This window comes from Streptomyces sp. NPDC001980 (assembly GCF_040296885.1).
GTDB lineage: Bacteria > Actinomycetota > Actinomycetes > Streptomycetales > Streptomycetaceae > Streptomyces.
In genome coordinates this window covers 41744-55043 of record NZ_JBEOYD010000047.1, presented here as the reverse complement: position 1 = coordinate 55043, position 13300 = coordinate 41744, and the positions used below count along the sequence as shown (strand labels likewise).

The 13300-nt window shown below is 70.0% G+C and carries 12 protein-coding genes; 1 reads left to right on the top strand and 11 read right to left on the bottom strand.

Translation table 11 applies throughout. The features are described 5' to 3' along the window. Positions 1-26 precede the first annotated feature (26 nt). The 6 genes from ABT137_RS43180 to ABT137_RS43155 all read right to left on the bottom strand — a co-directional run bounded on the left by ABT137_RS43180 (position 27) and on the right by ABT137_RS43155 (position 4546). Positions 27-215 carry a hypothetical protein gene (locus tag ABT137_RS43180; protein WP_351717790.1) on the bottom strand — a complete coding sequence of 63 codons (189 nt, stop codon included), beginning with the start codon at positions 213-215 and terminating at the stop codon, positions 27-29. Between the two features lie 137 nt (positions 216-352). Then, positions 353-544: a hypothetical protein gene (locus tag ABT137_RS43175; RefSeq protein WP_351488917.1), complete on the bottom strand. Its 192-nt coding sequence runs from the start codon at positions 542-544 to the stop codon at positions 353-355. Further along, positions 541-2136: a hypothetical protein gene (locus ABT137_RS43170; RefSeq protein WP_351717788.1), complete on the bottom strand. Its 1596-nt coding sequence runs from the start codon at positions 2134-2136 to the stop codon at positions 541-543. The genes ABT137_RS43175 and ABT137_RS43170 overlap by 4 nt, the downstream gene beginning before the upstream one ends. Continuing rightward, positions 2133-2774, bottom strand: a complete 642-nt coding sequence (locus ABT137_RS43165; protein ID WP_351717787.1) for a WhiB family transcriptional regulator — start codon at positions 2772-2774, stop codon at positions 2133-2135. Before ABT137_RS43165 ends, ABT137_RS43170 begins: the two co-directional genes overlap by 4 nt. A gap of 180 nt (positions 2775-2954) precedes the next feature. After that, positions 2955-3653, bottom strand: a complete 699-nt coding sequence (locus ABT137_RS43160; RefSeq protein ID WP_351717785.1) for a zinc finger domain-containing protein — start codon at positions 3651-3653, stop codon at positions 2955-2957. A 2-nt stretch (positions 3654-3655) separates the two neighbouring features. Further along, positions 3656-4546, bottom strand: a complete 891-nt coding sequence (locus ABT137_RS43155) for a helix-turn-helix domain-containing protein (protein ID WP_351717784.1) — start codon at positions 4544-4546, stop codon at positions 3656-3658. 783 nt (positions 4547-5329) lie between these two features. Between ABT137_RS43155 and ABT137_RS43150 the strand changes: the two genes are divergently transcribed. Next, entirely contained in the window at positions 5330-6232 is a 903-nt protein-coding gene (locus tag ABT137_RS43150) for a helix-turn-helix domain-containing protein (protein WP_351717780.1), read from the top strand. A 40-nt stretch (positions 6233-6272) separates the two neighbouring features. Here ABT137_RS43150 and ABT137_RS43145 read toward each other — a convergent pair whose 3' ends face one another. The 5 genes from ABT137_RS43145 to ABT137_RS43125 all read right to left on the bottom strand — a co-directional run bounded on the left by ABT137_RS43145 (position 6273) and on the right by ABT137_RS43125 (position 13141). Then, positions 6273-7475 (bottom strand): amidohydrolase family protein, encoded by a 1203-nt coding sequence (locus tag ABT137_RS43145; RefSeq protein ID WP_351717779.1) that lies wholly within the window; start codon positions 7473-7475, stop codon positions 6273-6275. Positions 7476-7503: 28 nt separating this feature from the next. After that, positions 7504-8619, bottom strand: a complete 1116-nt coding sequence (locus tag ABT137_RS43140; RefSeq protein ID WP_351717778.1) for an MAB_1171c family putative transporter — start codon at positions 8617-8619, stop codon at positions 7504-7506. Between the two features lie 3 nt (positions 8620-8622). Next, a complete protein-coding gene (locus ABT137_RS43135; RefSeq protein ID WP_351717776.1) occupies positions 8623-9162 on the bottom strand; it encodes a hypothetical protein in 540 nt (179 codons plus the stop codon). A gap of 956 nt (positions 9163-10118) precedes the next feature. Then, on the bottom strand, positions 10119-10589 hold the full coding sequence (locus tag ABT137_RS43130; RefSeq protein WP_351717774.1) for a hypothetical protein: 471 nt from the start codon (positions 10587-10589) through the stop codon (positions 10119-10121). Between the two features lie 173 nt (positions 10590-10762). Further along, complete coding sequence (locus tag ABT137_RS43125; protein ID WP_351717772.1) at positions 10763-13141, bottom strand: hypothetical protein; 2379 nt, start codon at positions 13139-13141, stop codon at positions 10763-10765. Between the last annotated feature and the right edge of the window lie 159 nt (positions 13142-13300).

Below are 13300 nucleotides of genomic sequence, written 5' to 3'. Positions count from 1 at the left end.
GGTGGTGCCGTTCTGGGCGGGGTTCGTCATCGGGTTTCGGGCCTCGTGGAGCGGGTGCGGTGCTGGATGGTCGCGGCCAGCGCGAGGACATCGGCCGGTCCCGCAAGGATGCGGACAGGGCCGGCAGGGTAGTCCTGGACGAGCCACTGGCCGGTCGGCGTGAGGACGGCGGCGTGCAGGAGTCCCCGGTGGACCAAGACGTGTGCCCAGGCCATGGCCTCGGCAGTGGTTGGTTCGGAGGGGAGAGGGGGATGCGGAATCACGGCGTGTCTCCTTGAGGGGGGGTGGGTGGCCCGGCACAGAGCTGGGCCACCGGTTGCAATGAGGGCGGTTGAGCTGGGGCTTTGCCGGTTCAGCCGCATTCGAGGCAGCGCTCGACGTGTCTGCTGAGCGCCCGGGCCATCCGCTGCTTCGTCGAGGTGGCGGTCTTCGCGCTGGACTTCGCCGCGGGCCTGCCCTCGTGCCGCTGGGAGTGGGCGAGCATGAAGCCGATCTCCCGCACGTACTCCGCGCGGACGGTGTCGAACTGGTGGCAGGTCTTCATCGGTCGGTGCTCCTCGTGGTCGTGATGTCCTCGTTCCGCAGCTCCTGGAGGACGAGGCCGAGTCGGTCGTTCCCGACACCCGTCAGGCCCTGGCGGCGGATGATTTCGCGCAGCTGGACCCGGGTGATCGCTCCGTTGCCGTCCCTTTCGAGCAGGGCGGCAACATGGGGGCGCACTTCGTGGACAAGCTGGCGCTCGGACTCGCCCAGTTCGCGTGCCTGGCGCTCGGTCTGCGGAGAGCGGGACCGAGCACGCTTGCCCTTGTTCTGAGTCCGGGACTTCCTGGCCGGCTTCCTGGGGAGTGGGATCTTGTGTCCTCGGTCCTGGGTGGGCTCGGTCCCGGACTGGTTGGTGGTCGGTCCTCGGTCCTCGGCGCTCTCGGTCCCCGACTTCGCGAGGCCCGGTCCCCGACGAGAATCTCGGCCCTGAGCTGCTACTTCTCGCGCCTTGCTGTCGGTCCTCGTGGCCCTAGCGCCTCGCGCTGCGGCTTCTGGATCGGCGTGTTCGGTCCCCGGGACCGCGCCGTCTCCAAGCGGCCTGGTCCCCGCGGGCGTTCCCGTTCCGTCGCCCTCGGTCCCCGAGCCGACCTTGGCTTCCGGGGCCGCCTCATCGGGGACCGGTCCCCAAGGAGTCCTTGGTCCGCGGTCCGGGACCGGCCCGTCGGAACCGTCGGGACCGGGGACGGGGACCGGCACATTCGATGTCGGCTGGGCGGGGACCGTGGCCGCCGATGTGCTGCTGTGCGCAGGGGACCAGGGAGAAGGGAGCGGGACCGTGGCGAGCGCGAGCGCGTGTCGACGGGCGGCGAGCTGGTCGAGCAACTGTGCCCGCTGGAGGGGGTCGGTGCCGACCGAGGCCCTGCCGACCGCCTTCGACAGGCGTCGGGTCAGCCGCCGGCCGCGACGGTTTTGCTGCTGCTCGGGTGTGCGCTCGGCGAGGCGGGCGGCGAGGGTGACCGCGCGGGCAGTGGCCCGGTCCCGGGTGATCTGAGCGGCGTCGCGGTCACGCGCGGCGATGCCGAGGCGGGACAGCAGCCGTTCGCGTGCCTCCCGGCCCAGGACGGCGATCAGTCCGTTCGAGGCGGCGCCGGGAGTACGCAGGCGCAGTTCGATGCCCATGGCCAGGTGCCACAGCATCGCCGCCATGACCGGTCCGACGAAGGCCCGGACCGTGCCGCCGACGGGGCCGCTCTCGGCGTAGGCGGGGATCACCTGCACCGTGGTGATCACCCAGACCAGCGTGCCCGGCAGGCCAGGGGCGCCCTGGACGGCAAGGTTCTGCCGTGCCATCAGCGCGGTCGCGAACAGGGCGAGTTCGGCTGCGGCGAACATGCTGGCGCGCTCGGCGGTGCCGGCCATGTCGAGGTAGTCGGCGGCGAACCGCCACGAGGTGTCGGCGCTGTAGGCGGTGCAGCCCAGGGCGGCGACGGCGGCGACCTTGACCGCCGGGCCGCCGAGACGTTTCTGCGGGCGGGTTCCCCGGCGCCGGATGGTCCAGGCGGTCAGCACGAGCGCGAGGGCGGCGGGCACGACGGCGGCCAGGAGGAGAGGGAGGTCCGAAGTGGCACCGAAGGCGAGGACTGGGTGGGTCATGCTGCCTTTCCGAGAGGGGCGTGCGCCGGGGGCGACGCTGCCGTGCGGCCTGTCGGCTGCTGAGTGCCGGGAGCTGTGGGCGTGGGGGTGCCCTTGGTCCTGGAGGTCTTCTTTCGCTTCTTCTTGGGGCGGGGCACGCCGTAGTTACGATCGCGGTCGAGGATCTTGTTGGCGGCTTGCCGGAGCAGGTCGCGGGCGTGCTTGTGGCTGATCTGCAGGGCGGCGGCGAGCCGGTCGGGCCGCCAGCCGCGGACATAAGCGTGGTCGATGACGACCTGCCGCTCGGCCTCGGTCAGGTGCACGTCGCGTCCCTGGAAGAAGGCGGTCACGCGCCGGTAGTCCAGGCGCTGGTGCAGGTTGTCGTGCAGCGGGCGCCGCTCGGCTTCGGTCAGGCCGCCCCAGACGCCCTCCTTGAGGACGTTCTCCAGGGCGAAGTCCAGGCACTCGCGGCGTACGGGGCACCAGCCGCACAGCTCCTTCGCCTCCGCGATCTCCTCGTGATCCCGAGGCCCTGGGAAGAACACCGCGTCGGCGTCCTCGACGTCCATGCCGTGGCACGCTCCGTGGGTGTGCCAGCTGGTGTCTCCGATGCCGCGCAGGCCGGTGGCCAGCGCGTCGTGGGTGGTGATGTGGCGCAAGGCGGGTCTCCGATGTGCTGCCGCGCCGACCGGCGGGCGCGGTGCTCGGCGGGTTCGGCGTCGGGTGCCGGCTGCGGCGCGTGGGCGTGCGCCGCAGCCGGTGCGGGACAGGGATGTCGGGTGGCGGTGCAGCGGACGGGGTGCACGCACCGAGTGCGCCGGTCAGGCCAGGGCGGGCTGCTAGGCCTGCTCGGCGCGCTGGGCCTGCCGGGTGGTGGCGAGGTCGAGGCGGCCGGGGTGCGGGGTGGCGCGCGCGGTGGTCGCACGGACCCCGTCGTCGGGGCCGATCCGCCGGCGACGGCAGGGCTCGCCGGGCTGGGCCTTGCACCACTCGCAGCGCACGCTCAGGGCGTCGGGCTGCCCCTGGACGATGGCCGCCTCCCGTGCTGCCCGAGCGGGTCGGTAGGGCGCGAGGGCGGCTCGGGCGGCGGGCGGGATGCAGGAGCCGACCTGGTCCAGCATCGCCTCCAGCCTCGGGTCGGTCCCCTCGCGCCCGCTGGTGATCGCCCGGGCCTGTGCAGGCTCCGCGAGACCGGCGGCGACGGCGCGGCGGGTTCCGGCCAGCTCGGCGGTCCAGGCGGCCTGGTCGTCCGGATCGGCGGACGGCGTCGGATCGGAGTGCCGGGCCAGGCGGTCGCGCCGGTAGCTCTCCCAGGGACGGGCCAGGTCTGCGGGCAGGATCTGGTACGGCGAGGTGCGGATGTGCTGGCGGGCGGCGACGCGGACGTCCCAGCTGTGCGGGGTGGCCATCGGCACGTCGCCGAGCAGCTCGTGCCACTGGGCGAGCTGGTCGCGCGCCTCGCCCTGGTCGGTGCGGATGGTGCGGGGGTCGAGTCGGCCGATGTAGGCCAGCAGGGCGGCGATTTCGCGGCGGTCCACGCTCAGCCCTCCGTTCCGGTCGGCTCGTCCAGGGCGGCCAGCAGGGCGGCGGTGTGGGCCTGCGTCCGCGTCATGCCCCCTGGTGCGGCGGTGTTCTTGCCGGGCACGGCGTACAGGTTCGGGCGGCTGGGGGTGTGCTCCCGCGCGACCCAGGAGCGCCAGTCGGCAGCCCAGGCTTCTGCTGGCCTTGGGGTGTGGGCCGCCCGGTGGGCACGCCACTTCGCGTCAGCGGCTCGCAGACCTTCTTCGCCGAGGCGGTCGAGGTGCCCTTGCTGGCGGGTCCAGGTGTGGGTGGCGGGGTCGACCTGCCACTCGGCAGCCGAGAGGACGGCAGCACCACTACTGCTGTACCTCCGGTTCAAATCCGGTTCACTACGGTTCTGTGTGCCGGTTTCCGGTACATCGCTGTGCCGGTTTCCGGTACGTCGAGGTGCCGGTTTCCGTCGGGACCTGCCGGTTTCCGGTACTGCCGGTTTCCGGCCCCCCACGGGGGATTCCGGCACCTCACGCGGGCGGATTCCGCACCGCCGCAAGGCCGAGATCCGGAGCGTCGAGACGGCCTCGGGCTCTTCCTGGGACGCGTGGCCGGCGTTCTCGTCGCCCTCGGCGGTCTCTGCCACCGCCTTGGCGGCGAGGGGGAGACGGTAGACCGTGCTGCGCTGCGGGCCGGTGAGGTCGTCGAGCTGCTCCAGTTCACCGGCATCGACCAGGCGGTCGATGGCCTCGCGCACCGTGGAGACGGAGGCGTGCGTGCGCTTGGCCAGGCTGGACAGTGAGGCCCAGGAAACGCACTGATCGTCGGCCACCCGGTCGGCGATCGACAGCAGGACCAGGCGCGCGGTGCCCCGGCTGGAGCTGTGCTCCCATACCCACTCGCGGGCTTCGCTGCTCATCGGCCGCTCCCGGAGAACGGGCCGGGTCGGCGGCCCGCCGGGGCCGGGATGGTGTGGTCCGGCTCGGGGCGCTGAGGCGCCGAGGCGGAGGTGGCTGCCGCGCAGGCCAGGCGGAAGGGCCTTTTGCGCAGGGCAGGAGGCATGCGATACTCCCCTTCGCAGTGTTGCCACGCTGACGCGCCCCTCGGAAGGACTCAGCGTGGTGATGGTGGGCAATCTCCGCCCTTGCCGGGGCGGGTATGCCGCTTAGCGTTCGGCGCCCGTGAGTTACCGCTCTCGGGCGCCATCGCTGTATGGGGACCGTCTCGGTCCGGTGGGTGCCTGCTTACTCCTCACGTCCGTCATCCGGGGCGGGCCGCCCGGGGACCACGAACATATGCGCGGAGCCGCGACAAGATCCAGAGTTGGTTCTCAAACTCTGTAGTAGTCGCAGAACGTGACCCCGACAGGGCGCAACGTCACTCTTGTCGCCGTCGGCCTCATGCCGGTGGCCGAGGATCCAAAACGATCCGCGCCTCCGGCATCGTGCGTGATGCAGGTGCCGCGGTGTACGTCAGGCCGGACGGCGTAAGAACTGGTGCGACATCGTGCGGACTTCCTGATGAGGGCGAGGGGGGCACCCGGCGTGGGGCGGGTTTCACCGCCGCCCGGCGGAACTGCGGGCGACTCGACAGGCCGCTGACGTGCAGGGCTGTCGCGTTATCGCTAAGCTGAAGCTATTCTTAGAAGAAGCGAAAGTCAACACGATGTTCCCGCTTCATTTTGGAGAGAATGCGAGGTCAGATGTCTGCCCGCCGCTTCGACCGGAACCTCGCCCGCCGCGTGCGGCGAGCTGCCGACCGCCACCAGAGCGAGGTGGCGACAGAGCTGGGTATGACCGACTCCGCGGTGGCGAACTGGGAGGCCGGCCACACCTCACCCGACCCGGAGAAGCTCCCCGCCTATGCCGCGGCTCTCGGGAGCGATCTCGACGATCTGTTCCCCCGCACCGGCCTTCCTGATCTCGCCGATCTGCGCTGTGATGCCGGCATCTACCAGAAAGAGACGGCGGCGGTGATCGGCACCAAGAGCGCCAGCCCCGTCGCGGGAGCTGAACGTGGGGAGCGCCGGCTCCAGGCCAAGTACATCCCTGTCCTGGCTGCGAAGTACGGCGTCAGCGAGACGGAGCTGCGCCGGGCGGAGGATCGTTCCTTCGTCGCCGCAGAGGCGAGGAAGAACGGCACAGAGCCAGAGCCCGGTACCCAGGCCGCGGCTGGGGACTCGGGTCGGCCGCCGGAGTCCCTCAGCGAGAAAATCACCTTGATCTTGCAGCGCTCCTACCCCGGCTCGCAGGGGCCTCCCTCGGATGAGGAGATGGCGGCCGCGGTGAACGCCCACGCGGGTGCGGATGTCATCACGCAGAACGACTTCGAGGATCTGCGGACCGGTGTCAAGGACGCGGCGGCTCCGGTGGTCCTGGACGCGCTGGCCGCCGTGTTCGGTGTGTCGCGGATGTACTTCGAGCCGGACGAGGCCGTGGCTGCCCAGGTCTATGAAGGTCTGCAGCTGCTGGCCAGCGCGAGGCAAGGCGCTGTGGGCCGGGTGAGGGCCCGTGGCCTGGGCGGGCAGGGTCTGCCGCCCAAGACGCTGGCGCTGATCAACCAGCTGGCGGCGGAGATGGCGGAGCAGGAGGGCGGCTCCCTGTAGTCCGGCCTGCACCCCCGCAAGGGTGCAGGCCGGAAACGGGCTACGACTGCTGCTCGGGCCGCGACCCCAGATCGTGCACCTGCCCTGCGGCGACGACAGCGCGGATTTCCTTGAGCGCACTCAGGTCGGACAGTGGGTCGCCGTCGACGACCAGCAGGTCCGCGCTGAGGCCCGGCTTGATGCGGCCGGTCGACCCGCCGATTCCGAGAGCGTCGGCGGCGTCGGCGGTCGCCATGTCGAGGACCTGGTCGTTCGGCATGCCCAGGTGCGCGTAGAAGCCGAGCGCACCGGCCAGCGTGCCGTCGAACCCGGTGCGCTGCACCCCGGCGTCGGTTCCGGCGATCAGGCGTACACCGGCCTCGGCCATCTCCCGGACTTGCCCAAACAGGACCTTCGTGCGCTCCTCGCCGAAGATGCGAGCTGCCATCTGCCAGTGCGGGCTGACAGCCGGGCAGACGGCGATACCCTGCTCGACGATCTTTTTGAGGACCTCCTGGCGCAGGGCGAACCCGTCCTCCGTCATCCAGGTGCAGTGTTCGATGGTGTCCACGCCCGCGTCCACGGCCGCCGCGATGCCGGCCGCGCTGTGGGCGTGCGCGGCCACTGGCACGTCGGCCTGGTGGGCCTCGTCCACCAGGGCCCGCAGCTCGCCCGCGGAGAACTGGGGCTGCCAGCTCTTCGGCCCGTCCTGGGTCAGACCACCCCCGCTCGCCATGACCTTGATCACGCGGGCGCCGGCCATCAGGTTGCGGCGTACCAGGTCACGGACCGCGGCCTCGCCGGAGACCACGCCACCCAGGAAGTGGCAATGCCCGCCGGGCACCGTCAACGGCGTGCCCGCCGACACGATCTGCGGTCCCCACGTGCGCCGCTGTTCGATCTCCTCGTTCAGGCGCAGGGCCAGGTGGTTGCGATCACCCAGGTCCCGGACGGTTGTAACGCCGCTGGAGACAAGCTGTTCTGCGCGCTGGCGCATGCCCGCGAGAAGGGCATCGTCGTCGGACTCGCGGAACGCGGCCAGCGGATCGGCGCTGCCGTCGAACACCAGGTGGACGTGGGCGTCGATGAGTCCCGGCACGACGGTCGCGTCGGGAAACGCGAGGTGCACCCCGTCCGTTCCTGCGCGCTCGGCGAGCTGCGCGCGCGGGCCCACATCTGCGATCGAATCGCCCTCGACCAGGACGGCACCGTCCTCCAGGTACGTCCCGGAACCGGTCAGGACCCTGCCGGCCGTAATCAGCATGTGTTCTCGTCTCCTTGCTCTGCCCAGGTCACGCGGCCCGCCGGAGGTTCTCCGACACCGCAAGCAGCTGGCGGACGTCTGCGTCCGTGCCGTCCCCCCTCGGTACCGCCAGCGCGACCGCCGGCCCGGGAGCCGGCACCCCCTGCTTGACCATGTCGGCCGCGGTGCGCAGACGCTCGGCCAACTGCGCCGGCCCGAGGTCCAGCACGTTGATACCTTCCCACTCGTGCACCACGTAAGGGCTGATATCCACCAGTCCGTCACGGCACTCCACGATCCGCCGGTGATACCGGCGATGCACACCACGCGAGCGCCACCGGTCCCACGTCCCCTGTGAGGCCGGACGCAGCTCGTTCTCGGGATAGACCTCGATCAGCAACTGCCACAGGGGCGCCAGCCGGCGGTGATCCCGACGCCGGCGCAGCCACAGCTTCGTGGCGGTGATCCTCGCGCTGGCCACGGAGTAGGTGACGCCCGCGGCGAAAGCCAGGCTGGAGACCACCAGCAGCACCGACACGTAGGCGTTGACCCGGATCGGCACAAGACCGCCGGTCCACCGGATGGTGACGAAGACGGCGCGGATCGCGCAGGCCAACGCCATCCCGCCCAGGCCGATCGCCGTCATCCACAACCCGGTGGCGTACGGCCGGCCGGACATGCGGGCGTAGCGGGCAGACCACCACCCCGCCGCACCGACCGCGTACATCATGTACAGGCCGGCGACGGTGTAGAACAAGAAGATCGGCAGCGCGGTCATGTCCACCGTCGCGTACGGCGCGCCCAGCTCCTGATCCGGCACGCTCACCGCCGCCACAGTGATCGCCACCGCGACCAGGCCCATGACCAGGGCCTCACGCCGGGCGCGACTGTACGCGGCCGGCCCGTCGGCTGAGTACAGGTAGAAGCACATCAGGAAGTACATGGCCAGCAGCAGAAGCAGATTCTGGACGAGCCGCGCCATCCCGTGGCCGGCCAGGGTGTCGATGCCGTGGGCACCGCCCGGCATGGCCACCGGGTACGAGAGGCCCATGCTCAGCAGAGCCAGCGCCACCGACCGGGTCGGAGCATCGTGCGGAGCACGCCACCACAGGTAGAGCCGCCACACGACAGCACCCGCGATGATCAGCAGAAGGTATTTAGCCACGGTCTACAACCACCCTCGCCGGTCGCCCAGAGCAGCTTGCACCCGACGCACGCGTGGATCCTCCGACAGCGCCGGGAGCGCGTCGACCACCGAGGACCACTCCAGGATGATGGTGGCCGCCAGCTCGACCGAGCACTCCTCCGCGTCGTCGTACGAACAGCGTGCAGCCACCCGCCGAATCAGCTTGGGATCCAGGACTGGAGTGAGGTCGGACCAGGCCTCGACGAACTCGTCCGTAGGTACCTCTGGAACTTCCTCCCGCTTCTCTCCCCACTCGTCGACGAGGACGTGGAGGACCTCGTGGAGGATGATCTGCCGCTGGTGAAGCCGGGTCGTCTCCTCCTGGTAGAGGATCACGTCCATCTGCGGGTAATCGATCCACAGCCCCGAAGGCCCAGGCTTCTCCAGCGCCCAGGGGCGAAGGACCATAGGCCGGCCCCGCCGTTCGCTGAGCGCCTTGACCAGCTTGTCCACGTCCAGCGGAGGGACGACGCCCAGGCTGCGTAGCTCTTGGCGCAGCCGACGGTGGAGATCGCGTTCCACGGTGCGTCGCTCAGCAGTACGCCACCGTCCCAGCCGACGCAGACTCACCCGAGCTCTCGCCGGCACGGCTGGTTCCGGGCCGCCACGGCGGCTTCCTCCGGGAGACATTGAGCAATCCCTTCGTACCGACTGGGACATGGCTCGCGGTCCGAGCCCTGTGCCAGCCACCACGGGTCAACGTTGTCTGGCACCCCGGCGGTACGCACGAGGGTGATCACAGAGCCCAGGCCGGCACCGGAAGAAGTGTCCGTGTCCGCCTTCGCGAGCGAGTCACGAGGACGCGGAAGCTCCACCCCGTACACCATCGGTCACTGGAGCGAACAGCAATCACCCCGCTAGGAATCCTTCGACGAGGTCCCCGGGGGCCACTCGGACCTTACGTGAAGCCCGTTGGAGACTAAGGCTGGAAAGTACCCTTCGGTAGCTAACCCAAGGGTGCCGACCGAAGTGTAGAAAAGTGTCAAATCTACTTATCGCTACAACGATCATGAGTGTGACCTGGTGCTTCGCCTTGTGTTCATAGTGGTCACACTCCTCTCGCGGACGCACACTTCTGTTACCTCTTCGAGATCTTCATGGGAGAGGTAATCGGGCATGGCGGTAATAACTGCCAAGTTGGCGCCTGCTGTCGATGGAGATGGTGTGGATGTGGGGGTGGTCACCTTCGTGTGGCATGTGCTGGACGGCGCATCGCCATGTCGGTCGCGCGGTGGTGATGTTTTCAGCCACCCTGGCGCGGACTCTGGGTGACTTGGCGAGTGAAGGTATGTCCAGTGCTAGTCGTTTTATCTGGTCATGGTTTGGAGATGGTGGGGGGTCCGCACGGGTCGGTGTGATCGCTCTGACATTTCTCAATCGCAAATAGAGCCAGGGGTAACGGGCGAACGGGTCACATGGGTGGTGTTCGGGCGGCGAGTTACCTCCGGGGCGGCTGGGGCAAGTCGGGTCGGGATGTCCTAGACGGGTGCCCGGTCGGCTCCCAGGCCAAGGCGCATGACGTCGACTAGCCGGCCGAGAGCAGCCTCGTATTCGGTGCGGCCGTGGGCGTAGGACCCGTCGTCCGCGCGGGTGCCGGCCGCGGCGAGGTCACGTACATCGCGGAGGCGGCGGAACGCGTGCTCGGAGGCTGCGAAGACGTCCGGCGTGGCCGTGACTGCCATCTGGTACCGCATGCCGTAACACGGTGCGAAGCTGTCGCGGGCGGCGTGCTCCCGCTCGGCCGGACCCAGGTCATCGGTCCGGGCGAGACTGCGGAAGGCGTTGCGGGCCTGGGAAAGGCTGGCAAGGTACTCGCTGTACAGGATGCGGCGTGCAGCAAGCAGGCGCTCATCTTTGTCCCGGCGCCATCGGGCGCGGTCGAGCAGGGCGGCGGAGGCGGTCGCGATCAGGGCGCCGACGACGGCGCCGGCCAGCGTTATCCACGGCATGGGGCAGACGGTAAAGCGGGGCGTCACGGTCGGTAAATGCGCACTGTTCGGCCATCGGTCCCATAGGGGGCCGTGCGTCGCTTCCCGAATGTCGGGTGAGTTGCTTATGCGCTCTACCTGTGTCATCCGGCTGCCCTGCGCCCGCTCGGCTGCTGGAAGCCGCCGAGCGGTCTCTACTCCTCCTCCTTGGCGGCGTCGTGCTCTCGAATCGCGGTGTCGGGGGCGCCGAGAAAGCCGCGCAGCAGCTCCACAGCCCGGTCCCCGTGCTCGCTCAGCGCCCAGGAGAGGACCTCAATGTGGCCGGCAACCGGCGCGCCGCCGTCGGAGGCGGTCTTGAGGATCTGCGCCACCCGGCCGCGGTTGACGGGCCTGCCCTTCTCTATCAGCGAGGCCAGGTCGGCGGTCGCGGTGCGCAGCCAACCGAGGCCATCGGCAGCGGTCACGGGAGCCGCCTTGCGGGCGGGCGAACGAAGGACGGCCTGGTCCAGGACCTCCAGCTCCAGCCCAGCCGCTTCGCACAGTTCTCGCGCGGCGTCCCGGACTTCCTGTCCGACCGGGCTGACCGAGGCGAGCAGGTGGATGTCGGCTCCGAGCCGCCGGCTCAGCGCGACGTCCCGTCGGAGCTGTGCCTCGTCGAACTCCGAGGCTGAGGTCTTCACCTCTCCGGAGAGGACCTTCCCGTCCCAGATCCCGAAGATGTCCACCTCCTCCTGGCGGCCGTCGTCGAAGGTGACATCAGTACCGGGGAGGAAGTGGGAGCGCGGCTTGCGCCGGCACAGCTCGGCGATGACGAGCAGATGCGGCAGCAGGCCGTTGTCGCTGGCTCGGTCGGTGAAGCTGTTGAGCCGGTAGTGCACGGCGGTCGGCACGCTGTCGGACTGGTAGGCGGACATGGCCCCACAGCCGGGGCACCGAGGGGAGCCGCTGGTCTGGTTGAGCGGCACGAAGGAGCGGCTGGCGCACGAGGGGCAGGTGCTTTCCAGGCCGCGCTCGGCCCAGCCCAGGGCGCACAGCCGTTCCAGAGCAGCTGCCCGGTCCTCTGCCCGGACGTTGGGCAGTTTGTCGGCGGGTAGATAGCGGCGCTCGGAGCGGCCGCCCCATGTGGCGGCCAGTTCGGCGAGGTCGGTGTCCGGGCTGCCGTCGGCCCGCAGTTCCTGCAGCCTTTTCATCAGCTCCTTGGACCGCGGTGTGGTCAGGGCGATGGCCGCCTCGTAGATACCCGATTCGAGGAGCGCGGAGCTGTCGGTGCGCTCGGTCAGGGCCGTGCCCAGGCGGCCGGCCGAGGACAGCTGGTGCGTGACGGTTACGTCGTCCAGCAGCTGCTCGGTGGCCTGCGGCAGCAGGGGGAACGTCACCTGGACGGCCAGCTGATGGCTGATGGGGAGGAGCGCGAGCTGCAGCGTGCCGTCCCGCCACTGGGCGTCGGGGTGGACGAGCCGGGCGATGGACGGGCGTGCGGGCAAGCCGAGCAGGGGCTCGCCCCAGAACCTCACGAGGGCGCCGGCGCGCCCGTTGAACCGGACGGGCTGGGCGAAGCGCAGAGTGCTCGGCCCGTCGGCGAAGACCTGCGCGTCGAAGGACGTCGGGACCCCGTAGTGGCGCTCGAGGCTCACCCAGTCCCACGGGTCTAGGTCCGTCCGGAAGGCGAACGGGGGAGTTCGGGTGGGTGGCGCGGGGATGCGCGCTCCGGCTCGCGGCTCCTCATCGGTGGCGTCCAGGCCGAGCACAGAGGCAAGTTCCCGTAGTTGCCCCGGTGATGCCGAGCGGCTGACGAGGGCGACGTCGGGGGTGAACTGGCCTGGGCGGGACGCGAGGAGATACGCCACCTGCTTGGGGAAATCCAGCCAGTGCCTGACCACGTCGGCGCCGGGCAGCAGGAGCATCGGCATGTCGATCGTGTCCACCGGCCGCAGGGCTCGGGTGTTCCAGAAGTCGAGGCTGTCCGCCAACCCGTCTTCCTCGGCGACCCACAGGACCAACGGGGTGTGCCCCGGGGCGGCGCTCCGGTACTCGCCGAACTGGTCGACCGTGCCCTGGATCCTGGTGTCGCTTCGCAGCTGGTACCGGCCGAACTCGTCCTGCAACCCACTGACTCGGGCGTGCTCACGCCTGCCCGGGTCCACGCCGCCGGCCACAGCCAACTGCCACAGCGGCCCATCGGGGCTCGCCGCGATAGGAGGATACGACGGATCCGTGAACTCCCTGACCTCGTCCGGGGAGCAGGTGAATGCCACCGCGTCCTTCCGCATGTCTGCGAGCGCGACGACGGGCAGCCTCAGACTCTCCGCGATCTCCCCAGCAGCCAGAGGATCAGCATCGACATTGACGAGCGCCTCGACGCCGGCGATACGGACGGCCTGCTCGTGCTGCTCGGAAAGACCCGATGCCGACGCCTCGACGATGGGCTCGGTCATGCCGCCCCACCGACTGCTGGCCTGCGTCACCGCGACCCGGAACCCAGCCTCGCTGCCGACCGCGATCAGGTAGGCCGCCCGGGAGGGGAGGACAGCGGCCTCCATGGCGGCCTGCCCGAGATATCTCCTCGAATTCACGACGCCAAGCCTCCCACTGCCATCGCCGAACGCGGCACGAGTCAGCCCAGAACGGTGCGACTGGCTGCGGCAGTTGTCACCGAGGGCGCTCCACGAGCTGCGGCTCCTCGCGCTGGTCACGCCACCTGTCACCAACTTGCCGTTCACAGGCTTGGTACC